Source organism: Paraburkholderia unamae (assembly GCF_003268775.1).
Classification (GTDB): domain Bacteria; phylum Pseudomonadota; class Gammaproteobacteria; order Burkholderiales; family Burkholderiaceae; genus Paraburkholderia; species Paraburkholderia unamae.
The window spans coordinates 410,076-436,924 of record NZ_QLSU01000004.1 but is presented as its reverse complement, the minus strand read 5'-3'; the positions used below and the strand labels follow the sequence as shown (position 1 = coordinate 436,924).

Annotated in this window: 29 protein-coding genes; 12 read left to right on the top strand and 17 right to left on the bottom strand. The window is 67.1% G+C overall.

Features of this window, described 5'->3' with window-relative positions; genetic code table 11:
• Positions 1-478: 478 nt before the first annotated feature.
• The 7 genes from C7401_RS09450 to C7401_RS09420 form a co-directional block, all read right to left on the bottom strand.
• On the bottom strand, positions 479-1,033 hold the full coding sequence (locus tag C7401_RS09450) for a phosphonate degradation HD-domain oxygenase (protein ID WP_112171097.1): 555 nt from the start codon (positions 1,031-1,033) through the stop codon (positions 479-481).
• A 66-nt stretch (positions 1,034-1,099) separates the two neighbouring features.
• Positions 1,100-1,786 carry a GntR family transcriptional regulator gene (locus C7401_RS09445; protein ID WP_112171136.1) on the bottom strand — a complete coding sequence of 229 codons (687 nt, stop codon included), beginning with the start codon at positions 1,784-1,786 and terminating at the stop codon, positions 1,100-1,102.
• Between the two features lie 70 nt (positions 1,787-1,856).
• A complete protein-coding gene (gene phnV, locus C7401_RS09440; RefSeq protein WP_112171096.1) occupies positions 1,857-2,732 on the bottom strand; it encodes a 2-aminoethylphosphonate ABC transport system, membrane component PhnV in 876 nt (291 codons plus the stop codon).
• Complete coding sequence (locus tag C7401_RS09435; protein WP_112171095.1) at positions 2,722-3,636, bottom strand: 2-aminoethylphosphonate ABC transporter permease subunit; 915 nt, start codon at positions 3,634-3,636, stop codon at positions 2,722-2,724. The genes phnV and C7401_RS09435 overlap by 11 nt, the downstream gene beginning before the upstream one ends.
• Entirely contained in the window at positions 3,614-4,723 is a 1,110-nt protein-coding gene (gene phnT / locus C7401_RS09430; RefSeq protein WP_112171135.1) for a 2-aminoethylphosphonate ABC transport system ATP-binding subunit PhnT, read from the bottom strand. Before phnT ends, C7401_RS09435 begins: the two co-directional genes overlap by 23 nt.
• A 37-nt stretch (positions 4,724-4,760) precedes the next feature.
• Positions 4,761-5,843, bottom strand: a complete 1,083-nt coding sequence (gene phnS / locus C7401_RS09425; RefSeq protein ID WP_112171094.1) for a 2-aminoethylphosphonate ABC transporter substrate-binding protein — start codon at positions 5,841-5,843, stop codon at positions 4,761-4,763.
• A 417-nt stretch (positions 5,844-6,260) separates the two neighbouring features.
• Complete coding sequence (locus C7401_RS09420; protein WP_112171093.1) at positions 6,261-7,016, bottom strand: DeoR/GlpR family DNA-binding transcription regulator; 756 nt, start codon at positions 7,014-7,016, stop codon at positions 6,261-6,263.
• 240 nt (positions 7,017-7,256) lie between these two features.
• Between C7401_RS09420 and C7401_RS09415 the strand changes: the two genes are divergently transcribed.
• Together C7401_RS09415 and C7401_RS09410 are read left to right on the top strand one after the other, a co-directional pair.
• A complete protein-coding gene (locus C7401_RS09415; protein WP_112171092.1) occupies positions 7,257-8,828 on the top strand; it encodes an ABC1 kinase family protein in 1,572 nt (523 codons plus the stop codon).
• 249 nt (positions 8,829-9,077) lie between these two features.
• Entirely contained in the window at positions 9,078-9,977 is a 900-nt protein-coding gene (locus C7401_RS09410) for a DMT family transporter (protein ID WP_112171091.1), read from the top strand.
• An 81-nt stretch (positions 9,978-10,058) separates the two neighbouring features.
• Here C7401_RS09410 and C7401_RS09405 read toward each other — a convergent pair whose 3' ends face one another.
• The gene (locus tag C7401_RS09405) at positions 10,059-11,318 is read right to left on the bottom strand and encodes a L,D-transpeptidase (protein WP_373864429.1); all 1,260 of its coding nucleotides are present in this window, start codon (positions 11,316-11,318) and stop codon (positions 10,059-10,061) included.
• Positions 11,319-11,493: 175 nt separating this feature from the next.
• On the opposite strand from C7401_RS09405, the gene nadE reads away from it, so the two are divergent.
• Positions 11,494-12,357 (top strand): NAD(+) synthase, encoded by an 864-nt coding sequence (nadE, locus tag C7401_RS09400; protein ID WP_112171090.1) that lies wholly within the window; start codon positions 11,494-11,496, stop codon positions 12,355-12,357.
• On the opposite strand, the gene C7401_RS09395 is transcribed toward nadE, so the two are convergent.
• The 3 genes from C7401_RS09395 to C7401_RS09390 form a co-directional block, all read right to left on the bottom strand.
• A complete protein-coding gene (locus C7401_RS09395; protein WP_112171089.1) occupies positions 12,354-12,623 on the bottom strand; it encodes an RNA-binding protein in 270 nt (89 codons plus the stop codon). The genes nadE and C7401_RS09395 overlap by 4 nt on opposite strands.
• A 76-nt stretch (positions 12,624-12,699) precedes the next feature.
• On the bottom strand, positions 12,700-12,831 hold the full coding sequence (locus C7401_RS45520) for a hypothetical protein (RefSeq protein ID WP_258396947.1): 132 nt from the start codon (positions 12,829-12,831) through the stop codon (positions 12,700-12,702).
• Positions 12,832-12,979: 148 nt separating this feature from the next.
• Positions 12,980-13,534, bottom strand: a complete 555-nt coding sequence (locus C7401_RS09390; RefSeq protein ID WP_224045080.1) for a hypothetical protein — start codon at positions 13,532-13,534, stop codon at positions 12,980-12,982.
• Positions 13,535-13,943: 409 nt separating this feature from the next.
• Between C7401_RS09390 and C7401_RS09385 the strand changes: the two genes are divergently transcribed.
• Positions 13,944-14,450 (top strand): DUF1993 domain-containing protein, encoded by a 507-nt coding sequence (locus tag C7401_RS09385; protein ID WP_112171088.1) that lies wholly within the window; start codon positions 13,944-13,946, stop codon positions 14,448-14,450.
• 75 nt (positions 14,451-14,525) lie between these two features.
• Here the strand turns inward: C7401_RS09385 and C7401_RS09380 are convergent, their stop codons facing one another.
• Positions 14,526-15,152, bottom strand: coding sequence for a LysE family translocator (locus C7401_RS09380; protein ID WP_112171087.1), 627 nt, complete (start codon positions 15,150-15,152; stop codon positions 14,526-14,528).
• Between the two features lie 136 nt (positions 15,153-15,288).
• Here C7401_RS09380 and C7401_RS09375 point away from each other — a divergent pair, with 136 nt between their 5' ends.
• From C7401_RS09375 to C7401_RS09365, 3 genes are all read left to right on the top strand, one after another.
• The gene (locus tag C7401_RS09375; protein WP_112171086.1) at positions 15,289-15,753 is read left to right on the top strand and encodes an Lrp/AsnC family transcriptional regulator; all 465 of its coding nucleotides are present in this window, start codon (positions 15,289-15,291) and stop codon (positions 15,751-15,753) included.
• A gap of 50 nt (positions 15,754-15,803) precedes the next feature.
• Positions 15,804-16,037, top strand: coding sequence for a hypothetical protein (locus C7401_RS09370; protein ID WP_112171085.1), 234 nt, complete (start codon positions 15,804-15,806; stop codon positions 16,035-16,037).
• Positions 16,038-16,150: 113 nt separating this feature from the next.
• Positions 16,151-16,555, top strand: a complete 405-nt coding sequence (locus C7401_RS09365) for a nucleotide triphosphate diphosphatase NUDT15 (RefSeq protein WP_112171084.1) — start codon at positions 16,151-16,153, stop codon at positions 16,553-16,555.
• Here C7401_RS09365 and C7401_RS09360 read toward each other — a convergent pair.
• Positions 16,552-17,736, bottom strand: coding sequence for a pyridoxal phosphate-dependent aminotransferase (locus C7401_RS09360; protein WP_112171083.1), 1,185 nt, complete (start codon positions 17,734-17,736; stop codon positions 16,552-16,554). The two genes, C7401_RS09365 and C7401_RS09360, sit on opposite strands and share 4 nt — an antisense overlap.
• Before the next feature lie 168 nt (positions 17,737-17,904).
• On the opposite strand from C7401_RS09360, the gene C7401_RS09355 reads away from it, so the two are divergent.
• Positions 17,905-18,651 (top strand): IclR family transcriptional regulator, encoded by a 747-nt coding sequence (locus tag C7401_RS09355; RefSeq protein WP_112171082.1) that lies wholly within the window; start codon positions 17,905-17,907, stop codon positions 18,649-18,651.
• A 42-nt stretch (positions 18,652-18,693) separates the two neighbouring features.
• Here C7401_RS09355 and C7401_RS09350 read toward each other — a convergent pair whose 3' ends face one another.
• Positions 18,694-19,689, bottom strand: coding sequence for a LacI family DNA-binding transcriptional regulator (locus C7401_RS09350; protein ID WP_112171081.1), 996 nt, complete (start codon positions 19,687-19,689; stop codon positions 18,694-18,696).
• A 316-nt stretch (positions 19,690-20,005) separates the two neighbouring features.
• Here C7401_RS09350 and C7401_RS09345 point away from each other — a divergent pair, with 316 nt between their 5' ends.
• Positions 20,006-20,839 (top strand): isocitrate lyase/PEP mutase family protein, encoded by an 834-nt coding sequence (locus tag C7401_RS09345; RefSeq protein ID WP_112171080.1) that lies wholly within the window; start codon positions 20,006-20,008, stop codon positions 20,837-20,839.
• Positions 20,840-20,861: 22 nt separating this feature from the next.
• Here the strand turns inward: C7401_RS09345 and C7401_RS09340 are convergent, their stop codons facing one another.
• On the bottom strand, positions 20,862-21,830 hold the full coding sequence (locus C7401_RS09340; protein ID WP_112171079.1) for a LysR family transcriptional regulator: 969 nt from the start codon (positions 21,828-21,830) through the stop codon (positions 20,862-20,864).
• A 115-nt stretch (positions 21,831-21,945) separates the two neighbouring features.
• Here C7401_RS09340 and C7401_RS09335 point away from each other — a divergent pair, with 115 nt between their 5' ends.
• The gene (locus C7401_RS09335) at positions 21,946-22,632 is read left to right on the top strand and encodes an NADPH-dependent F420 reductase (protein ID WP_112171078.1); all 687 of its coding nucleotides are present in this window, start codon (positions 21,946-21,948) and stop codon (positions 22,630-22,632) included.
• 211 nt (positions 22,633-22,843) lie between these two features.
• On the opposite strand, the gene C7401_RS09330 is transcribed toward C7401_RS09335, so the two are convergent.
• Both C7401_RS09330 and C7401_RS45935 read right to left on the bottom strand, forming a co-directional pair.
• Positions 22,844-23,284, bottom strand: a complete 441-nt coding sequence (locus C7401_RS09330) for a YMGG-like glycine zipper-containing protein (RefSeq protein WP_112171077.1) — start codon at positions 23,282-23,284, stop codon at positions 22,844-22,846.
• 154 nt (positions 23,285-23,438) lie between these two features.
• The gene (locus C7401_RS45935) at positions 23,439-24,941 is read right to left on the bottom strand and encodes a methyl-accepting chemotaxis protein (RefSeq protein ID WP_112171076.1); all 1,503 of its coding nucleotides are present in this window, start codon (positions 24,939-24,941) and stop codon (positions 23,439-23,441) included.
• A gap of 361 nt (positions 24,942-25,302) precedes the next feature.
• Here C7401_RS45935 and C7401_RS09320 point away from each other — a divergent pair, with 361 nt between their 5' ends.
• Both C7401_RS09320 and C7401_RS09315 read left to right on the top strand, forming a co-directional pair.
• Complete coding sequence (locus C7401_RS09320; protein WP_112171075.1) at positions 25,303-25,626, top strand: ArsR/SmtB family transcription factor; 324 nt, start codon at positions 25,303-25,305, stop codon at positions 25,624-25,626.
• Positions 25,627-25,713: 87 nt separating this feature from the next.
• Entirely contained in the window at positions 25,714-26,775 is a 1,062-nt protein-coding gene (locus C7401_RS09315) for an alkene reductase (protein ID WP_112171074.1), read from the top strand.
• Positions 26,776-26,849 lie beyond the last annotated feature (74 nt).

Here is a 26,849-nt window from a genome sequence, read left to right as displayed (position 1 = left end):
CAGTCGCTCACTCAAAGCTGACAGGTTCTGAATAAATTCAAAAACCTGACTTACTTTAGTGTGAGACTCTTGATACTTTCGCTACTCCCGACTTCATTCCGAAGAACAAGGTCAGGCCGCGCCACCGCATCAAGCGCCCACACTTATCGGCTGTAAATTTTTAAAGATCGATCGCGAAGTTGCCGTTAGAACTGCTTGACTACCGGCTTCTTTCTGCGTTGCTGCGTCAGCAGCAGAGAAACGAGATTATGAAGACTGCCGGGCGATCTGTCAACAGGTTTTTTTACTTCGCTTAACCTGCCGCTTAACTTCGAACCGCCCGCAGACCCAGTCGCCACAAGGCTTTCGCCTGGGCTTCCCGTCTCCCCGCGCCTTCATCGAAAGCGCGAAAGACCGGAATTCTAGTCACGCAAGTGACATCTTGCAAGCGGTTTTTTGACGCCGCCGAAATTCGGAGAAACGCGTAAGCGCCTCCCCCTCAGGCGTGACGTTCCATCACGCGTTCGACGAGCTGTAGATAGTGATCGAGATCCGGCGTCGGCTTGCCCGCCACCTTGGCGAGATCGTCCCAGCGGCGCAGGCGCACCGCGTCTTCGGCGTGGGGACGCGCCGCGAAATCGCGCGCTTCGTCTGCATTAAAGATGCCGCCCTGCAATTCGAGGCTTCGTACCGAGTCGGCGGAAAGGCGGCCGAAATACGCTTCATCGACCGCACACAGGTAACGCTTGGCGTCGACGTGCAGGCGGATCGGTTCCAGCACGCTATCGGGCAACACGGGCCGCAGAAACGGCAGCGCATAGTACTGGTGTAGATCGTCGATGCCGCGCTCGGTCGGCGTTTCGCCCTGACGATTCAGCAGATGGCCCAGGTCGTGCAGAAACGCCGCCGCTGTCAACTCTTCGCTCGCGCCCTCTTCCTCCGCCAAGGCGCCGCTTTGCAGTGCGTGCTCCAGTTGCGTGACCGGTTCGCCGCTATAGGCCAGCGCGCCGTACGTCTCGAACAACCCACGAATATCCGCGAGGCTCAGTGCCATCTTTCGCTACTCCCTTGCAAACCCGTTACATACCTGGAAAAGGCGGCCGCCCCGAGCCGCCGCCCATCATTCCTGTTGTGCATCATCGCCGCAGGACAGGCGCATGCGTCTCGCCGACTCATCGGCGTCACGCGACGCGAGCGCGTTCAGGAGCGTCCGATGCCCCGCATACGAAGCGTCCATTGCGCGATGCAGCGGCAACGCGCAGCGCGGCGAGAGCCGCAGTTCCCGCACGGCCCTCTCGTAGGCCTCGCGCAACCTGGCATTGCCCGCCGCCTCGACGAGCACCGTTCGGAACGCATCGCGCTCGCTCACGAAGGCTTCGCCGTTCTCGGCGACCACCGCATCGCGCATTGCATTGAGCTGATCGCGCAATTGCGCGACCTGAGCCGCGTCGATGCGCGCCGCCAGCATCCGGCAAGCCGCTTCGCGCAGCGCGGCGCAAACCTCGGCCAACTCCTGCGCCTCCGTCACGCCGACACTGCGCACGAACACGCCCCGATGTTTCTCGTTGCGCACAAGGCCCGCCTGCTCCAGCGCGCGAAACGCTTCCCGAACCGGCCCGCGCGAAACGGCGAGACGCGCCGCCCAATCGGCTTCGTTGAGCTTGTCGCCGGGCGCGAGCTGACCGGCCGCGATACGCCGCTCGATCTCGTCGCGCACCAGCGCAGTCAGCGAATGCTGGCGCACCATGGCGAGCGGCGTCGTCTCGGGTGACGCGTCCGCCGCCGCATCCGCGCGGCTGTCGTTCATCTCTTGCACGTCCGGTCCTGCCCGTCTGTTGTGCGCCCGCGGCGCATCGAACCGCATGGCATCCATCCGTTCAGTCCGCACGCCGGCGCGGCACGCGCGCCGCGATGAGGAGCAGCGCCGCCAGCGAGACGATCAGCAGGATCAGCGAGAGCGCCGATGCCGGCAGGTAGTACCCACGCTCCACCGCGCCCACCACGACGATCGGCACCGTTGCGAAGCCTGGTGGATACACCGTGAGCGTCGCGCCCAGTTCGCCGAGCGACAGCGCGAAGCCCAGCGCCAGACTCGCGCGGATGGCCGGCACGAGCTGCGGCAGCACCACGCGGCGCAGCACCATCGAAGGCGGCGCGCCGAGACTCGCGGCCGCTTCGCGCAGCACGGTCAACTCGGGACGCAGCGCCGCCGAGGCGCATCGATAGCAGAACGGCAGCACGAGTGCGAGCTGCACGAACACGACAATCGCAGCCGAGCTCGACAAATCCACAGGCGCCTTGTGATAAGCGATCAACACCGCGAGGCCGAGCACCACGCTCGGCACGCCGTTGGGCACCATCGCAAGCGTATCGACGATTGCACCCAGGCCGCGCCGGTCGCGTCCTTCGAGCGCGAGCGCAAGCCACAACCCCAGCGCCGTGCCGAGCACCGCCACGCCGAAGCCGACTTCGAGACTCGTTGCGAGTGCATCGAAATCGCTCGAACCGAGCCGCTCGAACCAGCGCGTGCTGAAACCGTCGGGCAGGATCGTGCCGGACCAGTGCGACGCCACGCTCGAAAGCGCGACGACGATCACCGGCAACACGAATAACCAGAAACACAGCAGCGCCGCGAAGCCGAGCAGCACCGCGCTGACGATGCGCGCAACGAGGCTGCGCTCCACGGGCCGCGCACGAAGATGCTTGGGCGGCAGCGCGATGCGGTCCGAACCCGCCGCGGGATTAGTTGACATTGCGCGCGCCTCCATGACTGCGGCGATTCACGCGCCGATAAAGCGCATACAGGGAAAGCGACATCGCAAGCATGACCACCGCGCCGGCGGCGGCCGTCGGCAGATCGAGATCGACCGTGGCCGAGCTGTAGATCGCGACCGGCAGCGTGATGAGGTGCGCGCTGCCGAGCACGAGCAGAATGCCGAACTCGTTGAACGTGAGCAGGAAACAGAGGATCGTGCCCGCCGCGATGCCGGGCCACGCGAGCGGCAGGATCACGCGCAGGGCGACCATGCGGCTGTTCGCGCCGAGACTGCGTGCGGCTTCGATCAGCCGCATGTCGAGCAGTGCGAACGCGGCGAGCGTCGGGCGCACGACGAACGGCGCGTAGAACACCACCTCCGCGAGCACCACGCCGCCAATGCCGAACAGGAAGTCGAGCGGCGGCGCCTGCAAATGAAAGAGCCGTTGCAGCCCGATGCTCACCGAGCCCTGCGAGCCGTACAGGAAGATCAGCGTGAACGCGACGAGGAACGACGGGAACGCCACGAACAGTTCGAGAAAGCGCGTGACGAGGCTCGCGCCCGGAAACGGCTTGAAGAACAGCAGCGCAGCGAGTGCGACGCCGAGCACGGAAGCGAGACCCGCACTGAGGAACAGAATCCACAGCGTCGTGGCGATCACGCCGCGCGAATCGGGATTGCCGAAGAAGGTCGCGTAGGCGTGGAAACTCAAGCCGTGCGCGTCCGAAAGACTCAGCAGCACGAGCCGCACGAGCGGATACACGACGAGCGGCCCCAGCACGAACACGAGCAGAAACGCGATGTGCCACTGCGCGCGCCGTTCGCGGCGGCGCACGGCGGCTGCGTGCGCGTCGGCGCCAGGCAACTTGAGCGCGGAATCAGGGGTTGATAAGGACGACATCGTCAGCCTCGTAACGCAGGGACACACGCATGCCTTTCGCCGGCGTCATGCCGTGGCCGCGCTGCATGGTGACGAGCACCGGTTCGTTCGGCATCGCGTCGAGCAGGACCGGCACCGAGAGCACCGAGCCGTACCATTCGACCGATTCGATCGTGCCGTGCAGCGAGCCTTCGCCAAGCGGCACGATGCGCAGGCTTTCGGGGCGCAGGCACGCGAGCTTGTCGCGCACGTCGTGGCGCGCATCGCCCACCGGGAACGCGACGCCCGGCGGAAGCAGGTTCGCCGCGCCCAGATAACGGGCCACGTAGGCGTCGTTAGGCGTGTCGTAGAGTTCCTGCGGCGTGCCGAGTTGCGCGATGTGACCGTCGCGCATGAGCAGCGTGCGGTCGGAGAGCACGAGCGCGTCGTCCTGATCGTGCGTCACGCACACGATCGTGAGATCGGGCAGGCGCTCGTGCAGCGCCTTGAGTTCGGAGCGCACCGATGCGCGCAGATTGGCGTCGAGCGCCGACAGCGGTTCGTCGAGCAGGAGCACGTCCGGCTCGATCACGAGCGCACGCGCGAGCGCCACGCGCTGCTGCATGCCGCCCGAGAGCTGCGCGGGCATGACATGGCCCGCGTCGCCGAGCTGCACGAGCTTGAGCGCATCGGCCACGCGCCGCGCGATGTCGCGCGACGGCACGCGGCGCGCCTTGAGCCCGAACGCGACGTTCTCGAACACCGAGAGATGCGGAAAGAGCGCATAGCTCTGGAACAACAGACCCAGGTTGCGCTGATGCGGCGGCACGTGGGTCAGGTCGCGGCCCGCCACCGTGAGCGAGCCCGCGAGTCCATCGGCTTCGATGAACCCGGCGATGAAACGCAGCAAGGTCGTCTTGCCGCAGCCGCTGCGGCCCAGCACGGTCAACAATTCGCCGCGGCGGATCGTGAGCGACAGATCGTCGAGCACCGTGCGTGCGCCGAAGCGCACGCTCAGGTGGTCGATCTGCACACCCGCGGCGCCGGGCGCGTCCGTGGCATCGGTCAGTCCGGACACATCCGGCAGCGCGCGGGCCATGCCGGCCGGCGCGAGGCTTGCGGTATTCACCGGGTTCATCTCCTGCAAGTTGCTATGACTGACCGATTTACTTCGGCTTCACGACTTCAAGCTGCTTGCCCGACGAGCCGATCACTTCGTTCTTCCAGCGCGTCGTCCAGTCGGCCTTCTTCGCCATCACCTGGTTCCAGTCCACCGGAATCAGCTTTACGCCCTTGATGGCCTGCTTGACCGCTTCGCCGTTCTTGCCCGTAAGCGCCACGTCCGTACGGCCCGGAATCCCGAAGATGTCCGGCACCTTCGACTGAACGTCCGTCGACATCAGGTAGTCGATCAGCTTCTTGCCTTCGGCCTGGTTCGGGCCGTTCTTGATCAGGCCGATCGCGTACGGCAACTGGAACGTGGTGGGATGGCCGCCTGCGTCTGCTGCGAGGAAGATCGGCTTGAGCGAGAGGCCGCCGTTGGCTGCGTCGTCGAGGTCCATTTGCAGGTCACCGTTGGCCACCGAAATCTCGTTGCGCGAGAGCAGCACGTCGAGGTAGCCCGTGCCCTTGGTGTGGAACTTCGCGCTCTGTTCGAGCTTCTTGAGGTAGTCGAACGCCTTGTCTTCGCCCATCAGCGAGGTCGTGAGAATGATCACTGCCATGCCGTCGCCGGCCGTGGCCGGGTTCGAGTAGGCGACCTTGCCCGTGTAGTCCGGGTGCAGCAGGTCAGCAAACGTCTTGGGCTCGTTCTTCACGACTTCCGGGTTGATCGCGAACGAGAAGTAGTTGTTCACGAACGTCGCCCACGAACCGTCCGTCGCCTTCGCGATGGCCGGCACATTCTTGTAGTTCACGCTCTGGTACGGCTGGAGCAGACCGCTTTGCTGCGCCTGCTGAATGAACGGCGGCAGCGTCACGATCACGTCGGCCTTCGGCGAGTCCTTTTCGACGTTCGCGCGGTTCACCACTTCGCCGCTGCCCGCCGTCACGATGTTCACCTTCACGCCTTCCTTCTTTTCGAAGGCCGGCAGCACGTCCTTGTAGAGATTTTCGAGGCCGTCTGCCGTGTACAGCACAACGGCGTCGGCGGCGTGCGCGTTCACTGCTGCGCCCAGCAGCGCCGCGGCGGCCGCCATCGGCAGCAGCTTGCGTGCAAAACCCGCGCGATGGATTTTCGTGTGGCTCATGTCACTCTCCGAAGGCAAAACCAGTGGCTCGGGGATACCCGATGCGTTTGTGATTGAATGGATCGAACTTTTCGAACTTCGGCGGACTGCGCGCCGCCTGCCATTGCCCGCTTGGCGTAACACCGTCGCGTGACGGATTGCAGATTGTCTGCAATCCGACGCTTCTCGCCTGAACCGGCCGGTGCGGCGAAGGCGCGGAATTGCCGTCCGCCTCGCCTGCTGGCCCGTCTGGACGGGCCCCGCAAGAATCACAGGTTTTGATGACACCGGCATGACGATTGTGGCGTTTGTCAAAAAATTCCACAATTCGCCAATATTCGACACGTCACGGCACGAAGTGAACCCCTGCCGGTGCGCGGGAAGCCGGCATGCAGACGGTCTGCGGGGAACGCGGCGAACGCCGCGCGGAAGGAACGATCAGGCGATCACGAGCTCGGGCCCGCGAGCGGCGATGGCGCGCGCCACGCTCTTTTCAGGCGCAAGCTCGGTGACGACGTAACGCGCGTGTTCGAAGCCGTTGATGCGCACGGGCGTGACGCGTCCGAACTTCGAATGGTCGGCGACGATGATCGCGCAGGCCGTGGCCGCGAGCATGCGGCTGCGCACCTCGGCCACCATGCGCGAGTAGTCGGTGAGCCAGCCGTCGGCGGTGATGCCGCCCGCGCCGACGAACGCGAAGTCGGCGTGGTACTGGGCGAGCTGCTGCACGGTATCGAGGCCGAAGGTCGCTTCCTCGTGGTCGGAAAGCTCACCGCCGAGCAGCGTCACGCGGTTCTCGTTGCGGCGACCGAGCAGGAGCGCGATGCGCCAGTCGTTGGTATAGACCGTGAGCCGATGACGGTCGGTGAGCGCGCGCGCGAGCGCATGCGTGGTGCTGCCCGAATCGATGATGACGGAGGCGCCGTCGGGCACGAACTCCGCCGCACGCTCGCCGATCGCGAGCTTGGCGCTCGCGTTGGCGGCTTCGCGCACGTCGAGATCGGGCTCGCGGCGGTCGCTGGAGAGCGCGCCGCCGTGGGTCGTGACGAGCAGGCCGCGCGCGGCGAGCGTATTGAGGTCGCGCCGGATCGTCTCGCGCGACACGCGCAGCTCGCGCACGAGATCCGCCACCGAGAGCGCCCCCGTCCGGTTCACTTGCGACAGGATGTATTGGTGACGTTGTTCTGCAAGCATCTCGGTGGGCGGGTCGTGCGTGGAAATCGTGTGGATACGGAAGGCCGCCGTATTGTATTACGCATGGCCCCAAGCCACGCGACACGCGCGCGCCGAACCATACCGCCCTGCCATCGCGCGCACATCCCTGCTAATCTCGTGGTGACCGCGCTCGCGCGGCGCCCGCTTTGCCGAACCGCTTTTTGCCGAACCGCGCTTTACCGACCCGTTTAGCAACCCTTGGGCCGACCACTGGAATTCATGCGTTCACGACTTCGTCAATTGCGTTTGCTGTTTTGTGCGCTGCGTTATGGCTTCAGGCTGATCTGGCTCGCGGCGCCCGAGCACCACAAGCTGCACTGGTTCGTCACGCTCGCTTCGAGCCTGCATGGAGACCGGCGTCTCGCCTCGCGCCTTCACAGTTCGCTGCCGCGTCTCGCGCCGCTCGCGGCGGCTTTTGCGCAAACGCTCGCCACGCGCCCCGAACTCGCGGGCGCGACCTTGCATGACGCCATCGACGCCGTCGAGCATTTCGAAGATCCGCTCTCGGGCGAAGCCCTCACAACGACGCTGCGCACCGCGCTCGGCAAGCCGCCCGAAACGCTCTTCACGTGGATCGACCCCAAACCCGCACACAACGGCTGGTGCGAGCAAACCCATGTCGCGCGCCTCGCGCTGCCCGTGAACGGTCACCAGACGATCACGCTGCGCGTGCTGCGCGCGCAGCAGGTGCAGGAAGTCGATGACGACGCCGCGCTCCTGTGCGCCGTGGCGCGCTGGATGGAGCGCTTCTCGCGCGCCGCGCGCAAGCTGCAACTGCGCGCGCTCGCGCAGGCGCTGCGCGAGGACCTGCAACGCCGCTTCGATCTGCGCGCCCAGGCCGCGAATCTGAGCCAGAGCGGCCACCACCTCGGCGAGGACCCGCGCATCGTCGTGCCCGACGTGATCTGGGACCTTTGCACGCCGCAAACGCTCGCCGTACAGCATATCGACACCGTGCCCGCCACCGACCTCATCGGCCTGGCCGAGCACCACATCAACGTCACGCAGGTGGCGGCGCATCTCGTCGAAGTGGTCACACGACAGGCGTTCGAGCACGGCTTCTTTCACGCGGCATTCGACGCGCGGCGCGTGGCCGTGAGCGTCGAGCCCGAGACGCGAGGCCGCCTCGTGCTGGCAGGCGCCTCGCTCATGACAAGCCTCTCGTCGCCCGAGCGCGAATTCTTCGTGCACGGCGCAACGGCGCTGTTCGAACAGGACTATGGGCGGCTTGCCACGCTGCATCACGTGGCGGGTCACGTTCCCGCGCACGCGCGCACCGAGCAGATCGAGGCGGAGCTGCGCACGCGCAGCGAAGCGCATTTCGCAAGCGATTCCGATGAGCGCAGCGCAGGCGCACTGTTCCATCATCTGCTGCACGCGGTGCAGCCGTTCGGCGGCGAGGTTTCGCCGCGCCTTGTGGCGGCGCAGCGATCGTTTGGCCAGGCCGAGGCGCTCGCGCGTTCGATTCATCCCGGCGTCGACGCGTGGAGCATCGCACGCGACACGCTCGCCGACATCGCACGGCGCGATCTCGGTCACCACGGCTGGATCCGCCGCCTGTCGCAGGAACTGCCCCATCTCGCGCAAATCGCGCCGCGCGTGCCGCAAATGCTGTTCCGCTTCTTCGAGCATCACGCAGCGCTCTCGCAGGGCCACCCAGGCGGGCACGCCGCGCAAGCGACCATGCTCGAAGCCTGGCGCCGCGAACATCGGCGCACGCGTGCGCTACTGCTTGCGTGCGCGGTGTGCGGCGGCGTGATCGGCGTGACGGCGGTGTTGTTCGCCGGCTAGATCGCTCGCGCCGCTGTCCCTGCCTCGCTCTCGCCAACCTTTATCCCTTGGCGATGCTTGCATTTGCGCGAGATGGCTGGGCTTGGCGGTTAGTTGCGTTCGCATCGTGAGTCGGCGACCCCGCCTCGCGTCGCCACTGCCTCGGCCATTGCAGTCCTGAACAAGACCGCCGCCCTCGCACCGCGCGATACTCCGAGCCTTTCGCGCTATTCGGGGCGCAGCGCCTGCGCACGCCCCCCTTCGACATCGATGCTCGCCACGTTCGCCCCCGCTCTTTTCGTCGCCCTCTGGTCGACGGGTTTCGTCGTCGCCCGCGCCATTGCGCCCTACGCCGATCCCAATCTGTTCCTGCTCGCGCGCTTCGGCGGCACGGCCGCGCTATTCGCCATCGTCGCGCTCGCCGCGCGCGCGCCCTGGCCGCGCGGGGGCGAAATCGCCAAGCACCTTTTCGCGGGCGCGCTGCTCCAGGGCGTCTATCTCGGCGCGGGCTACTGGGCGGTGGCGCAAGGACTGAGCGCGGGCGTGATGGCGCTGCTCGGCGCGCTCCAGCCGCTGCTGACCGCCGCAATTGCGGCGCGCGTATTCGGCGAGCGCCTGCCGCCGCGGCGCTGGACCGGGATGTCGCTCGGTCTCGCGGGCGTCGTGCTCGTGCTGAGCCCCAAGCTGCTGGCCGTCACGCACGCCGCGGGCGGCGCGCTCGCCCAGGCCGCCGCGCATGGCCATGCGAATCCGCTGCTCGTGGTGATCGTCGCGGTGGCGGCCGTCGGGTCGATCACGGCGGGGACGCTCTACCAGAAAACCTCGCTGGCCCAAGCCGACATTCGCAGTGCGAGCGCCGTGCAGAACGCCGGCGCGGCCATCGTCGCCGTGGTGCTTGCGCTCGCGCTCGGCGAAACGCGCTGGATCCCGTCGCCGACCTTGTGGTTCTCGCTCGCATGGGGCATTGCGATGCTTTCGGGCGCGGGCGTGACGCTGCTGGTCTGGATGGTGCGCCACGGCGACGCCGCCCGCGCCACGGCGCTGCTCTTTCTCGCGCCGCCGCTCGCGGCGCTCGAAAGCTGGCTGCTGTTCGGCGAAACGCTCACGCCCGTGCAGATGGCGGGCTTCGGCGTCGCGCTCGCGGGCGTGCTGATCGCGCGACGCGCGTAGCCGTTGCGCGACGCGCGGGCGGGGCATGGCCGCCGCGCCCGCCGCCTGCTCAGGTGTTCAAGCGCTCAAGAGCTCAAGTGCTCAATCGGCGGTATCGGCGCCGGCCGGCACTTTCGCGCGCACCTTGCTGCCGGGCGCGGGCGACCATGCGGGGCGCGTCTTGCGCTCCGAATCGACCACCACGATGAAGCGGCCCGCCCAGGGCGTGATCTCGCGATCCGAGTGCAGCACCCACAGCGACCTGCCCGAGTCGACCAGCGCCTGGTACTCGGCGTCGAGAATCCCGTAGTGGTCGATGAACGCGTTGAGCGTGGACGGAATCCGCACGCAGCCCTTCGAGTGACGAATGCCGAGCAGCGGCTCGAGACGGTCGGGGTCGGTGGCGTGCATCTGGAAGCGCATCTGCGAATAGCCACCCTTGCCCCAGCCGCGCTCGCCGTCCACCCAGCCCAGGTCGTAGATGCGCATGTCGCGCCGCCCGTAGCCGCGGATGTTGTTCTGGTTCATGGTGCCTTCCGCGCGGAAGTCCATGTTCATCGGCGTGTGCTCGAACACGCCAAGCGGCGTGAGGAAGTGGTCGAACTCGCCAGGGCGGCCCGTCGCGACCGGCGAGGCGCCGATCATCAGCCACGGGTCTTGGGGCAACGCGCGGAAGTAGATGAAGAGCGCCTGCACGTTCGCGCTGCGATCGACGAGAACCACGAATTCGCCCGCCAGGGCGCCAAGATCCTTTTCTTCGAGCGCGGCTTGCAGGCGCACGCCGTAGGCGCGCTGCTCGGCGGGCGGCACACGCAGACGCCGGTTGACGTCGCGAGCGAAGACCTTGCGCATTTCGAGCGCGCGGCGCGTTGCTTCGGTGGCCTCTTCGGGCGTGAGCGCAGGATGGACAGGCAGCGTGAGCACGGGAGGCCCGGAGGCGGCCAGCGCGGCTGAGGCGGACGGAGCGGACGGAGCGGACGACGCGGCCGGAGCGCCAGAAGCGCCCGCAACGCCCGATGCCGCTGAAGCCACCGAGGCATGCACGGGCGCGGAAGCGGCCGAAGCCGCCACGGTCGAGGCCGCCTGCGAAGCCGCATGCGAAGGCGCGGCGCCCAAGGCGGCGGAAGCGCCGGAAGCCGCAGGCTTCGACGCAGGATGCACCGGCGCGCGCTGCACGGCCCCTGAGGCCACGTGCGCACCGGAAGCCGGCGCGACGTCGGCGGCCCATGCGCCGCTCGCCGCCCACCATGCGCACAGCGCGCCTACCAGTGCGCGGCGCACCGGCGCCGCAAGCCGCAGCACTTTAAGATGCGAGAGATGCAGGGCGCCTCCCCGGACGCCGCCGTGCACGCGAGCGCCCATGCGCCGCGAAAAATTGTCGTTCATCGTAAGTCCGGCTGATTGTGCGTCTTGTCTGAAGTCGGATAGGTCGGGCGCCGTCCAGTGCGGCGTCGCCGTCGGTGCAACGACCACCCGACATTAGACCAGACATCCGAAGATGCGCGCACTTGTCGCGCACACCGCAAAGGAACCGCCCATGTCCCAGCATCCCGCCGCCCCACCCGCAGAGCGCCTCGCCCGCCAGCAGGCAATCATCGCCGAACTCAACGTCGCAGCCGGCTTCGACGCGCCAGCCGAGATCGAGCGCCGCGTGCGCTTCCTCGCGCAGCGCCTGCTGGCAAGCGGCTTGCGCACGCTCGTGCTCGGCATCAGCGGCGGCGTGGACTCCGCAACGGCGGGCCGCCTCGCGCAATTGACCGTGGAAAACCTGCGCGCGCAGGGCCACGGCACGGCACGCTTCGTCGCCATGCGCCTGCCCTACGGCACGCAGCGCGACGAAGCGGACGCCGCCGCGGCGCTCGCTTTCATCGCCCCGGACGAAACCCTGAGCGTCGACATGCGGCCCGCCGCCGACGCGATGCTCGCCTCGCTCAAAGCCGGTGGCCTCGTCATCGCGGACGAGAGCGAGCAGGACAAGGTCCACGGCAACATCAAGGCGCGCGAGCGGATGATCGCGCAATACGCCGTAGCCGGCGCGCGCTCGGGCCTCGTGATCGGCACGGATCACGCAGCGGAGTCGTTGATGGGGTTTTTCACGAAGTTCGGCGACGGTGGCGCCGACGTGCTGCCGCTCGCGGGCCTGAACAAACGCCGCGTGCGCGCGCTCGCGCGAGCGCTGGGCGCGAGCCCGGCGCTCGTCGACAAAACGCCGACGGCGGATCTGGAGACGCTGCGCCCGCTGCATCCGGACGAAGACGCCTACGGAATCGGCTACGACGAAATCGACGACTTTCTGGAGGGCAAGCCGGTGAGCGACGTGGCGTACGAAACGATCTTTCGCTTTTACGACGCGACCCGCCACAAGCGGGCGCTGCCCATCACGCCTTACGACGCGGCCTAACCGCGTTGCGGCTGCGGCTCGTCGTCGAACGGGGTGGCGCTCACTCTCAGCGCGACCCCGGCGAGGCGGCGGGTTTGAAGCTCGCGCGCGACGGCGTCGGCTACGTAAGGCACTTCGGAATCGAGTTCGAGATCCGCGTGCGCGTTCGGCGTGCCCACGTCATAAACGGTGACGCCCTTGGCGTAATGGCCAAGTTCGCGCTCGAAAAAACTGCGGACATCCTGTTCGCTACAGGTCTCTGGAACGTTCCAGACGGTCAGATGCATGGCTGCTACCAGGCGAAAGAAAGCGGAAGAGTCGGAATCGGTGCGTAGTTGCGGCGAAATTCCAGGCGGCGAAATCTCAGCGGAACCGGCGGGGCGGATTCGCGCGCACGCGTACGGGTTGCAGGCTCGCGCGAGCGCGCGAGCGGGTCCACGCCACCTGACCAAGCAGGGCCGCGACAGCAAGCAGCAAAAGGGTGGACGTAAGCATCTTCGTTACTCCTCTTCTTGTTGATGAATGTCAGCATAGTCGCATTTGATGGAAGGCGTGCTGCGGCATATTGTCTGTCAGACGCGCACCCGCGACCGGACTCGCAACGGGCATACCCAATAAGGGGAAGATGCCTTCAAATCGCGCTTCAGGAGCCGTCGTCGCTGCTTGCCGAGGTCGTTTCGTCCGCCTGAGCGCCGCATTCCATGCGTGTCAGGCTTTCGTACTGGTGCGCCCAGTTGCCGGTGATCGCCGCCTGCGCTTGCGCAAGCGTCATGCGCCCCGCGCACACGCAGCGCTTCAGGCGCACCGTGAGCAGCGACTTGCGGCGCTCGCCGGCGTGGCCGCCCCACGGCAGCAGGTCGAAATTGGCGGTGGCGTCCGGCGAGCCGCCCAGGACGATCGGCACGTGCCGGTCGAGCGCGTAGCGAACCCCGTCGTCGGCGTCGATGCCGCGCGCCGCGAGCATGCGGTCCTTGAGCGCCATGGTGTCGTCGAACGGCGGCGCCACGGTATCGGCATACCCCGGGCGGCAAATCGTATCCGCCACCGACTCCTGTGTGACGCGCGTATCGAGCAGTTGCTGATCCTGCGCGCACGCGGCCTGCGCCGCGCCGCCCGCGGCCAGCGCCAGCAGCGCCACGCGCAGCACATGAGCACGCGAGCGAGGGACGCCGCCCCAACAAGCAAAACCTTCTGCCATGCGGCGCGCGATGCGGCTTCTTGCTGCCTTTTCTGCGTTCATGGTTGAGCGCATCGCGCCTGCTGCACGATGCGGAATGGATGGTTGGTGCGGAGTTATTAGACCACATTCGAAATTTGTCGGGGCAATTGAGCGCACCCCCTCGATCACACGCTCACACGGCCTCGATTCGGGCCATGCGCGCGGCGCGCAACGCCTCGCACGGCTCGCCCGCAACTCCGTGGTTTCGCAGGGAATTTTTATTACGGATGACGAAACGATTCGCACGCGCGCCAAAACATCCAGCCGCCCCCGCTCACACTCTGCCCTCCGGCCGATGGCGACGCGCGACCCGATAGCGCATAATGGGCCGCCCGGTCAGCTCCGTCACGGAGCGCATCGCGCGCATTCGAAGAAACGAGGAAACCCCATGTCCATTTCCATGTATCAAGCATCGGTGCCCGTGCTGGTGCGCGGTCTCACCAATCTTCAAAACATCATCGGCAAGGCGCAGGCACACGCGGCCGAGAAGCAGATCGACCCTTCAGTGCTGACGGGCGCGCGCCTCTTCCCCGACATGCTGCCGCTCCTGCGCCAGATCCACATCGCCACCGACACGGCAAAGGGCTGCGCTGCGCGCCTCGCCGCCGTGGAGGCGCCGAAATTCGAGGACGTCGAGGTCACGTTCGACGAACTGCACGCACGCATCCAGAAGACCATCGACTATCTGAAGACGTTCAAGCCGGAGCAGATCGACGGCACGGAAGAACGCGCCATCACGCTCAAGATGCGCAGCGGCCCGATCGAATTCACGGGCCAGAGCTATCTGCTGGGCTTCGTGCTGCCCAACTTCTTCTTCCACGTCACGACCGCCTACGACATCCTGCGCCACAACGGCGTGGAGCTGGGCAAGCTCGACTATCTGGGCGCCCGCTAAGCGCGCCGGCGTCCAAAAAGCATGCGGCGCCTTAAGCGCCGCATGAGGTCACATCCGTGTCATTCACGAAGGCTGTCAATCGAGCGACAGCCGCAGCGCGAAACCGATCAACGCCGAAGAGAACGCCCACTTCTGCACCGTCTGCGCGAGCGGATGCCGGCGCAGCCACACGGCGATGCGCGCCGCGCCCAGCACATAGATCACGTCGAACAACGCGCACACGGCAACGAGCACCACGCCCAGCACGGAAACCTGCAACCAGACCGAGCCCGCCTCGGGCCGGATGAACTGCGGCAGCAGCACCGAGCAGAACAGCAGCGCCTTGGGGTTCAGCAAGTTCGTGAGCAGGCCCTTGGCGAAATCGGCGCGGCGCGGCCGCGCCACGGCCACGCCCGCCTGTTCGGGCATGGCGAACTCCGGCGCGCGGAAAATCTGCACGGCGATCCAGGTGAGATACGCCGCCCCCACGTAGCGCACGACTTCGTAAAGCCAGGGCGCATTGCGCAGCAGGGCCGCGAGACCGCAGGCGGAAAGCGTCACATGCGTGGCGCGCGCAAGGCCGAGCCCGCACGCCGCCGCAAAACCGCTGCGCGTGCCGCGGTTCATGCTGGTCTGCATCACGAGCGCCATGTCGGCGCCGGGCAGCGCGCACACGATGATCAGGGCGACGATGAACATCAACAGCAGGTGGGCGGAAATCATGATGGCCTCGCGTGAAAGAGGCTCTATGATGCCGCTCCATGCAGAGCGATTTCTGGCGTTTTTCGCACATCATTCTCCACTGATTAGCGGAATACGCTAGGATTCTGAAATTCCCAAGAGCATTCCCCTCACCGCCATGAGCGACCTCGACAAACTCGACCGGGCGATACTCGGCGCGCTGCAAGCCGACGGGCGCATGCCCAACGCCCGCCTCGCCGAAACCGTGGGCCTGAGTGAGACGCCCTGCGCGCGGCGCCTCAAGCGCCTGGAGCAGGAGGGCTATATCGAGCGCTATCGCGCCGTGCTCTCGCGCCGCGCGCTCGGCTACGGCGTGGTGGGCTTCGTCTCGGTGCGCTTCGCCGTGCACGACCGCGCGCTCGCCGACCGCTTCGAGCGCGAGGTGCTCGCCATCGAGCGCATTCTTTCCTGTCACAACGTGTCCGGCACGGCGGACTATATTCTGCAAGTAGTGGCCCGCGACCTCGACGACTACGGCACCTTCATGCGCGACCAGTTGCGCAGCCTGCCCGGTGTCACGTCGGTCGAATCGGCGCTGTCGCTGCGCGAAGTCAAAGCCGAGGGCGGCCTGCCGCTGCCCTGAGCCGCCCCCCTCAACAGCATCAACAGCATTCACTCAATACGGAGCTTTCAATGACCCCAGAACAGGCACGAGCCGAAGAAGCCGCCGCAATGGAACGCGTGCTCACCGCCACGCTACGCGTCAAGGCGGCGTTCACCTCGCTGCAATCGCAGTTTCCGCCCGAAGGCGAAGGCAAGCCGTCACAGTTCGCCTTGCAAACCTTCGACGCAGCACTCCAGGAACTGGAAGACGCCCAGGCCGCCTTCGACGAGTTGCTCAACGATCTGCTGGACGGCGAGCGCTAGACCCTGCCGCGCCTGTCCCGCGCAGCGGCGCTTGTGCTTGAGCGGCGCGCGGACACGATCGATTTTTAATTTGCTTCGGCATCCGTATCAATATCGGAAGACTTCGGGAAAGCATGAGCCAGGATGCAAACTCTCCAGTGACCGTGCTAGGCGTGGGCGTCGTCGTGCGCAATGGCGAAGCCTGGTTGCTCGGGCTGCGCAAAAGCGCGTGGGGGCGTGACACGTGGGCCTTTCCGGGCGGCAAGGCCGACCCCGGCGAAGATCCGCTCGTCACCGCCGCGCGCGAACTGCGCGAGGAAACCGGTCTCGAACTGAGCCGCGCGCAGGCAGCCGGCTGGGCGAGCGGCTGGCTCGAAAACGGCCGCGTGCGCCATGTGACGCTGTTCGTGGAGGCCAGCGCATCCGGCGAGCCGGTCGTCACCGAACCCGACAAGTGCGCGCGCTGGGCGTGGTTCACGAAAGAGGCACTGCCCGCTAACCTCTTCGAGCCTACCCGCCTCTACTTCGAAACACGCTAGCGCGGCGCGGGCACGCGCGCCCTGGCGAACGCCGCGATGCGCTCGCACGCCTCGACGAGCCGTGGCTCGTCCACAACGAAGCCGAGCCGCACGAAGCCATTGGCGGTTTCGCCGAACGCGCTCGCATCGAGCACGGAAACCTTCTGCGCCTCGAAAAGCTGCCAGGTGAACGCCTGGGTGTCGAGACCCGTGCCGCGAATATCGATCATCATGAACATGCCCGCTTCCGGCAGCAGACACTTCAGGCCGGGCACGTTCGCCAGCCGCGCGTAGACGATGTCGCGGCGGCGGCGATAGATCTCGCGCATCTCCGAGACGATCTGCGCGCGCTGGTTCAACGCCGTGAGCGCCGCCTCCTGGATGAAGCCGGGCAGGCCGTAGAGCATGCAGAGCGTGAGCCGCGCGAGGTGCGCGATCATCGTTTCCGGCGCGATCACCCAGCCAAGCCGCCAGCCCGGCATGGCATGCGACTTCGAAAGGCTGCCCAGCGTGACGGTGCGTTCGGCCATGCCTTCGAGCGCCGCGATGCTCACGTGCTCGCGCTCGAACGTGAGGTCGGCATAAACCTCGTCGGAGAGCACCCACAGATCGTGCCGCCGCGCCAGTTGCGCGATGCGTTCCAGATGTTCGCGCGGCATCACCGCGCCCGTGGGGTTGCACGGCGTGGCGAAGAAAATCGCGCGCGTGCGCGGCGTGACGGCCGCCTCCAGTGCGTCGCAGTCGAGATGAAAGCCGCTCGCAGGATCGACGGGCACCGGCACGAGCGTGGCGCCCGAGGCGCGAATCGCGGCCTCGTAGGTCAGGTACATCGGCTCGGGCACGAGCACCTCGTCGCCGGCCTCGCACAAGCACAGCGAGGAGGCGAACAGGCCGTTCTGCGCACCCGCGCTGAGGATCACGTTCTGCGCGCCGACCGTGCGCCCGCTTTGCAGCGCATGCTCGCGCGCGATCGCCTCGCGCAGCGGCTCGCGGCCCATGATGGCCGTGTAATGCGTGTCGCCTTCGCGCAGCGCGGCCACGGCGCGCTCGACGATGGGCGCGGGCGTGGCGAAGTCGGGGTCGCCCACGCTCAGCACGATCACGTCTTCGCCGCGCGCCGCCGCCTGCACCGCTGCGTGATGGATCTCCCATGCCGTCGTACGACGGCCCTGCAACCGCTCGACCAGATTCGAATACCTCATCTTGCGCGACTCCCCCGGACTCGTGTGTGCATGCGCCGCATCATGGCGCGTGCTCAACGATACCAAGGAACGCGGCCGCATCGATGGGCGCACCGCACTGTCCAACATGATGTTAGTATTTCCAGCCTGTTGGATCACTCTTCCGGCGGCAACCCCGCGCGCAGTGCCATGTCCTCACCGTATGAAGTTCCCGCGCTGCGGCGCATACACGACATTCTCGACGTGCTCGCCCAGGCGCCGGGCCCGGTGCGCGCCGCGGCCATCGCGCAGGCCACCGGGCTCTCGCGCAGCACGCTCTATTTGATGCTCGACTCGCTGGAGCGCCGGCGCTGGATCGAAAAGCGCGCCGACGGCTATATCGTCGGCCTCACGCTGTTCGAGCTGGGTAGCGCCTACGTGCGGCACGACCGGCTTCAGGAAGTGTTCCGGCAGGAAGCCACGGTGTTTGTCGCGCAGCATAACGAGGTCGTTCAACTGGCCGTGCTCGACGGCGCACAAGTCGTCTACCTCGCGCGCGAAGACCCGGCGCGGCCCGTGCGCCTCGTCTCCGATCTCGGCTCGCGACTGCCCGCGCATTGCTGCGCGCTGGGCAAGGCACTGCTCGCCAGCCTGTCCGACGACGAAGTCAACGCGATCCTGCCGCGCCAGCTTCCCGCCGTCACGGCCCATACGATCACGCGCAAGCCGGACCTGCTCGCGGCGCTCGCCGCGATACGCCGCTCGGGTCTCGCGCACGAGCGGGAAGAAGTGACGGCGGGCATCACGTGTTTCGCGGCGTTCGTCGGCGTGACTGCGCTCGGCAAGCGCGTGGCGGTCAGCACGAGCCTGCCGCTCGAGCGGCTCGACGCGCGCCGTGAAAAGCGCCTCGCCATCGCCGTGGTCGAGATGGCGCAGCGCATCGGCAAGGCACTCTGATCGTCGGCAGTCCGGATCACTTCCGCCGTATCGAGCGTGACATCATGCGCTCTCGCGCGGCACGACCGTGTACTGAATGCGCGTTTTGGCGGGATGCCGCGTCCCCTCGCCGTCTTCGGCCAGGAGCGCGGCGACGATGGCCTCGCCCGTGCGCTGGCCGATGCCGTAGGCGTCCACCGAAACCGTGGTGATGGCCGGATGGCAGCACGCCGCGATCTCGAAGTTGCCGAAGCCCGCAATCGCAATGTCGCGCGGCACGTTCAGGCCGCGCCGCTGACACTCCATGATCGCGCCGAACGCCGACATGTCGCTCACGCACATCACGGCCTGCGTGTCGGGCCAGCGCTCCAGCAGTTCGGCCATGGCCGGGCCGCCGTGGCTCATCGTGACCGGCGACTCGCCAAGTCGCACCACGCGATGGCGGTCGAACCCGAGCGCCTTCATCTCCGCCTGGTAGCCCTTGAAACGGTCGAGGCCGCGCCGGTCGAGTTCGCTTGCGCCGCCAAGAAAACCGATGCGCTGATAACCCTTGTGCGCAAGGTAGCGCACCATCTCGCGCGACGCGCTCACGTTGGAAAAGCCCACGGCCATGTCGATCGGCTCCGTGGGCAGGTCCCACATCTCGACCACGGGCACGCCCGAGCGCTGCAACAGCGCGCGCGTGGCGTCCGTGTGCTGCGAGCCGGTCAGCGCGATGCAGCGCGGCTGATGGCGCAGCATCTGGCGCACGAGGCGCTCCTCGCGTTCGGGCAGATAGTCGGTGTCGCCGATCAGCAGTTCGAGGCCTTGCGGTTCGAGCACGGCCGTGAGGCCGCCCACGGTATCGGAGAAGTTCGAGCTCGACAGCGACGGCACCAGCACCGCGACGAACGACGAGCGCCCCGAGGACAGCGCGCCGGCAGCCGCGTCCGCCACATAGCCGAGTTCCTCGATCGCGCGCTGCACGCGCTCGCGCGTCGCCTCCGACGCGCTGCGCCCCGCCATCACGCGCGACACCGTCATCTTCGAGACACCCGCGAGACGGGCGACATCCGACATGCGGGGCGGCGTGGCTTTCGGAGGCGTGATTCTGGACATCGTTGGTTGGGCGTCGAGATGAAAACAGCGCATATGATAACGGCAGCGCCCTGCTTTCTCTTCGATTTGCGTTGGCGGAATGCGCGGGCCATCGGCGGATTCGACGTAGGCGGTCGCTTAATTCGACATCCTGATTAAATGCCAGCCCCGGGCGTATTCACACGCCAACTGATCGCGCGGTCGAAAATTCAGTCACAATCCGGTTGCAAAGCCGGATTCAAAGCCGGATTCCGCAGCACCGCTGCACCACCACTCACGAGCCCCAAGGAGACGAACCATGCCAGCATCCCAGCGCACCATCGCCGAAATACGCGCCGACTTTCGCGCGCTGCATGCCGCCGGATGCTTCGTGCTGCCCAACCCGTGGGACGCGGGCAGCGCGCGCTATCTCCAGGGGCTCGGCTTCAAGGCGCTGGCAACCACGAGTTCGGGCTTCGCATGGTCGCGCGGCCATGCCGACAACACCTTGCCGCTCGAAGCGATCCTCGCGCACCTGCGCGAGATCGTGGCCGCCACCGACCTGCCCGTCAACGCCGACTTCGAAAACGGCTTCGGCACGAACCCGGCGCAGGTCGAGCGCAGCGTGGGCCTCGCGGTCGAGACCGGCGTGGCGGGACTTTCCGTCGAGGATTCGACCGGCGACGCCGCGGCCCCGCTGCTGCCGGTCGAGGTTGCCGTGGAACGCCTGCGCGCGGCGCGGCGCGCGATCGACGACCGCGGCGGCGACACCCTGCTCGTCGGCCGCGCGGAAAACTTCGTGGCCGGCGTGCCCGACCTCGACGACGCGATCACCCGCTTGCGGGCCTACGCCCAGGCGGGCGCCGATTGCCTCTACGCCCCCGGCATCCAGACGCGCGAGCAGATCGCGGCCGTCGTGGCGGCCGTCGCGCCCAAGCCCGTGAACGTGCTGATCGGCGCACAGTCGGCCTTCACGCTGGACGAGCTGGCCGCGCTCGGCGTGCGCCGCGTGAGCGTGGGCGGCGCGCTCGCCCGCAGCGCGTGGGGCGGCTTCATGCACGCGGCGCAGCGGCTGCGCGAGGGACGCTTCGACGGCTTCGAGGGCGCGGCGCCCGGCGCGACGCTCAACAGCCTGTTTACAAACGCGAAATAACCTCGCCCGGCCGGTGCGTGTTTCACACGCGCGGCTTGCGCGCCGACGACCGCTCACGCGGCGTCTTCGTCGGCGACTTCCTCTTCGGCCCGGCCGGGGCCGCCGCGCCAAAGCGCGCCAACGCCCATTCCACGAACGCGCGCTGCTTGGGCGCCTGCGCGCGGCGATCCACGTAGAGAAGATGCATGGGTCGCATGGGCGCGGCGTAGCCCTCCAGAATCGGCACGAGCCGCCCCGCCGCCACCGACTGCGCCACATTCGGTTCGCCCGCGAGCACGATCCCCAGACCCGCCTCGGCCGCCGCGATCAATGCGCGGCCGTCGTTGCAGCGCAGCTGGCTGCGCGGCTCGACCTCGATCTTCGTTGCGCCGTCCATGAAGGCCCACGCGTAGGGCGCCGGAAAACTCTCGAACGCGTAATCGAGGCACACGTGCTGCGCAAGCTCGCGCGGATGCGTTGGCGTGCCGAAAGCCGCGAGGTAGGCGGGCGCGGCGCACGGCACGAGCCGGTACGGTGCGAGCGGGCGCGCAACGAGTTGCGAATCGGCCAGCGCGCCGATGCGAAACGCGACGTCGAAACCGTCCTGGAGCAGGTCGATCTGCCGGTCGCCCAGCACGAGATCGATCTTCACGTCGGGAAACTCGGCCAGAAACGCCTTGATTTCGTGCGCGAGGCGATATGTGCCGAAGGCGACGGGCGCCGTCACGCGCAAGGTGCCGCGCGGATGACCGGTTTGCGCGAGCGCGACGGCGTCGGCGGCGGCGGCTTCTTCCAGCACGCGGCGGCACGCTTCGAAGTAGGCGCGGCCCGCCTCCGTGAGCGCGTGCTTGCGCGTGGAGCGATGGAGCAGGCGCACGCCAAGCTCCTTTTCCAGTGCGTCGACATGCTTGCCCGCCATCTGCGGCGTCATGGCGAGCAGACGCGCCGCCGCCGTGAACGACCCGGATTCCGCGGTCTTTACAAACACGGTCATGCTGGTCAGTTTGTCCACGGCTTGTCCACGATTAGAAACCCCCGGTTTCAGGTATTTTCCCCAATGGGCCGATTATCGCATGATGGTTTCAGCGCTACGCTCGGGATTCCATTGTGAAACACGGGGGATTCCCATGAACGAACCACGGTTATCTGTCGGCATTCTGGGTGCGGGCGAGATCGGCGCCGCGCTCGGCGAGTTGCTCGCGCAGGCGGGCCATGAAGTCATGCTCTCTTCGCGTCACCCCGAAGCACGCGCGGGTCAGGCGGCCGCGCTCGGTTGCCGGATCGGCACGCTCGATGAGGCCGCCACATTCGGCGATGTCGTGATCGCCGCGCTGCCGCTCAACGCGCTCGACGAGATACCGGCGAGCGCGCTGGCCGGCAAGGTCGTCATCGACACCATGAACTACTACGCGGCGCGCGACGGCGCCATTGCCGCGTTCGACGAGCACCGCGAGACCACGAGCGGGCGCGTGGCGCAACGCTTGAGCGGCGCGCGCGTGGTCAAGGCGTTCAACGCGATCCTCGCCTACGACCTGCCCCGCGGCGAGCGGCCGCCGATCGAAGGCGGCCGGCGCGCGCTGCCCGTTGCGGGCGACGACGGCGAGGCGAAGGCGCTGGTGGCCGCGTTGCACGCGCAACTCGATTTCGACGCGATCGACGCGGGTCCGCTCGCAGAAAGCTGGCGCTTCGAGCGCGCGAAACCGGCCTACTGCATCCCGTTGAATCCCACGCAACTGCGCGCAGCCCTAGCCGCCGCCGAGCGCGACAAAGAGTTGCCGCACGGCTCGTGGCGTCGCAAGCCGCGGCCCGATTGACGCGTTGCGTCGCTGGCATGCAGCGGGGAAATCACCTGGCGGATTGAAGCATGCCGAACAAGGTCGGCCGGGAACGCAGGGCGAAGGAATTCGCGTGTGCGGAATTGGCGCGCGGGCCCATGCGGTCCGGCATGCCCGGCAGTTTGCGCCGGATGCGGCGCAAGGAATCGAGGCGGAGCGGCGCGCGGCCGCTCCGCCTGGCAAGCGGTGCTTAGTCGTAGTGACGGTGCTTGTTGTGGTGATGCTTGCCGTGATAGCCGCGCGAGTAGTCGTCGGCATACGAGTTCGAGCGCGAGATGTTGCCGCCCAGCGCCGAGCCCGCGCCGCCGCCCACGGCCGCGCCGATCAGGCCGCCCGTACGGCCGCCCATGGCGTTGCCCGCCGCCGTACCCGCGCCGCCGCCCAGCGCGCCGCCGATAATGGCGCCCGTGCGCTCGCGACGATTCGAGGTGACCGCGCCGCCGGCGCCGCCGCCCACCGCGCCACCGATCACCGCGCCGGTGCTGCCGCCCACGGCGCCGCCCACGGCTGCGCCCGCGACGCCGCCCAGCGCGCCACCCAGTGCGTTGTTCATATCGCCGGCGAACGCCGGCAGCGAAGCCGCCGCGGTCAATGCAGCAACGGCAACCATCTGGATGATTTTCTTCGACATAGTTGTGCTCTTACGTTTTAAGACGGCCCTGAGTATAGCGGGCAAAGTGAAAGCACCTTGTAACGCCACACAGCGACCTCCGTAAGAGGTGTAACAAAATAGACCGACGGCATGATCTGTCGGGGTCGCGCCCCAAAAGCCGCGCAAGCGCCGCTCAATCGAGCCGGAAGACCTTCACCGCGCTGGCGAGCAACGCCGTTTGATGATGCTGGCGCCTGACCTGCTCGACCGTGTCGGCGACATGCGCCGCGTTTTCGCGTATCGCCGCGTCGATCCCGGCGACGTTCTCACCCATCTGGTCGATGCCCGCCCTCTGCGCACCCGTAGCCGCCGCGATCTCGTGCACGATGGCCGAAAGCTGCGTGACGCTCTCCATCACCTCGCCCACCGTATTGCCGGCGCTCTCCACGAGACCGTTGCCCGTGCGGGCGCGCTCGACCGATTCGCCGATGAGCGCGCGGATCTCCTTGGCCGCCGCCGCGCTGCGCTGGGCGAGCGTGCGGACCTCCGACGCCACCACGGCGAATCCCCGTCCCTGATCGCCCGCGCGCGCGGCTTCGACCGACGCGTTGAGCGCGAGGATGTTGGTCTGGAACGCGATGCCGTCGATCACGCCGATGATGTCGGTGATGCGCTCGCACGAACGATAGATGTCGCCCATCGTGTCGACCACCGCCTTGATGGCCGTGCGACCGTGCGTCGCGACTTCGCTCGCCGAGCCGGCCAGCGCGCTCGCGGCCGTGGCGTGATCGGCGTTCTCGTGCACGCTCTGCCTGAGTTGCTCCATGGCCGCGACCATGCCTTCGAGCGAGCGGCGCTGCTGTTCGGTCCGCTCGGAAAGGACGGCGTTGCGCGCGCTGGTCCCGGCCACCGAAGCGCCGACCTCGCCCACGCTGTCGCGCACTTGCAGCAGCGTCGTGCGCACCGCTGCGAGCGTCGCGTGAAACGCGCGGGCCACTTCGCTCGACGGCAGCGCCGCTTGCCCGCGTTGCCCGGTTTGCTCGCACAGCGTGATGAAGCCGGACGCCTGCCCCATGCCCGCGGACATCTCGGCGAGTTCGCCCGCGATATGCGCGTCGCGCTCCTGGCGCGCGGAAATGGCGGCGATGAACAAAGTCTGTAGCCAGAGAAACGCCCAGTGCCGCAGCACCACGTCGAAGCCGCTTTGCGCAAAGACCTTCACCGGCCAGCCGCATTCCTGAAGCACGTTGAAGACGAGCTGCTGCGCCGAGATGAAAACGCTGGCCGCCAGCACCACGCGAACGTCGCGATAGGCCAGCAGCAGCGAGAGCAGGATGAACACGACAAAATGAAACTCGTCTTGGCCGCCGCCTACGTCGATCAGCAAGGCCGCGCCGCCCATGAAGGTGAACGCGGAGCCGAGCCTCGTGACCAGCCGGCCCGGCAGCGCGAGCGCGAGGACGGTCGAGACGAGCGCGAGCGGCACGCCGACGACGAACACCGGGCCGAGCGCGTCGAAGCGCCAGCCGACACCGAACGACCCCGCCAGAAGGATCCAGTTGACCAGCGCGCAGGCCCGGTCGGCCCGTTTGCGCGCGTTCATCAGCGGGCTTTCGACGGCCGCCGCGGCGCGCGCGACGTTGGCTACGGCGTCCGCACCGGCGTACCGGGCTTCTGCAAAACGGCTACTGGACATGAATTCCCCACTCCTGATTGACGACTGACCCGTGGTGGCGGCCGGACGTGGCCGGCTGCGCACTTTGGAGTTATCGGCAAGCCGTCAGGCATCTTCATAAGGGTAATCCATTGAATATTTAGATTGATTTATCAACTAATTAATGACGCACTGACGCTTAAATTTGAATTCATACGCATAGAAATAGAGGATATTTCAACCTTATAACAATGCCACGCCGGTCAATCCGGCACTCGTTTCGTCGCAATACACCCGACCGGCCGATCGGTCGCCTCACGGCCAACAACCCTCTTGAAATGAGTGTCATCGCCCATATCGTACAATTCCGATATATGATTCGGACAGTCACGATGCATCAGCGATGAAGAAAACCCAGCCCACCGCCCCACTCGACGTCGACGCGATCTGCAAAGCGCTCGCCAACCCCGTGCGCCGCGAGATCCTCACGTGCCTGCGCGAGCCGCAGGCGCACTTCGCCGACCAGGAACTTCCGCTCGACCACGGCGTCTGCGCGGGCCGGATCGACGCGCATTGCGAACTTTCGCAATCCACGGTGTCCGCGCACCTGGCCGTGTTGCAGAAGGCCGGGCTCGTCACGTCCAAACGCGTGGGCCAATGGGTGTTCTTCAAACGCAACGAGCCGGTCATCGAGGCGTTTCTCGCCCATATGAACGCGCAGTTGTGATCGAGGCGCGCGGCAAGCCGCGTCGTCCGTTTCGATTCCCGTATCCCTTTTCAGCCCGCGGGCCGCTCCCGCAGACGAGGTGAACTCATGGCAACGCTTTTCGACCCCATCCAGATCGGCGACCTCACGCTGCCGAACCGCATCATCATGGCCCCGCTCACGCGCCAGCGCGCCGGCGAGGAACGCCTGCCCAACGCGCTGATGGCCCAGTACTACGCCGAGCGCGCAACGGCCGGCCTTATCCTCAGCGAGGCGACCTCGGTCACGCCGCAGGGCCTGGGCTATGCCGAAACGCCGGGCATCTGGTCGCAGGAGCAAGTGGCAGGCTGGAAGATCGTGACCGACGCCGTGCATGCGGCGGGCGGACGCATCTTCCTGCAACTGTGGCACGTGGGCCGCATTTCCGACCCGATCTTCCTGAACGGCGACCTGCCCGTGGCGCCGAGCGCGATCGCGGCGCAAGGTCACGTGAGCCACGTCCGCCCCCAGCGCGCCTATGTCACGCCCCGCGCGCTCGAAACCGATGAAATCCCCGGCGTGATCGCCGCGTTCCGCCAGGGCGCGCTCAACGCGAAGGCAGCGGGCTTCGACGGCGTGGAAATCCACGGCGCGAACGGCTACCTGATCGACCAGTTCCTGCAAGACAGCACCAACCATCGCACCGACGCGTATGGCGGCCCGATCGAAAACCGTGCGCGCCTGCTGCTCGAAATCACCGACGCGTGCATCGACGTCTGGGGCGCCAACCGCGTGGGCGTGCACATCGCGCCGCGCGGCGACGCCCACACGATGGGCGACTCGAACCCGTCGGCCACGTTCGGCTATGTGGCGCGCGAGCTCGGCAAGCGCAAGATCGCGTTCCTCTTCGCGCGCGAATCGCTCGGCGACAACCGCCTCGGGCCGCAACTGAAGGCCGAATTCGGCGGCCCGTACATCGCGAACGAAAAGTTCACGCTGGATTCGGCGCAAGCGGTACTCGCGGCCGGCGAAGCCGACGCGGTCGCGTGGGGCCAGTTGTTCATCGCGAACCCCGATCTGCCGCGCCGCTTCGAACTGAACGCGCCGCTCAACGCGCCGAATCCGTCGACGTATTACGCACGCGGTGAAACGGGATACACCGATTACCCGGGGCTGGAAAACGCGGCGTAATCGGTGGCAGACGCGTCAGCGTCAGCGTTGGCATAAGCGCGGGCGACGAACGTCATGCGCGTGCGGCCTGTGGA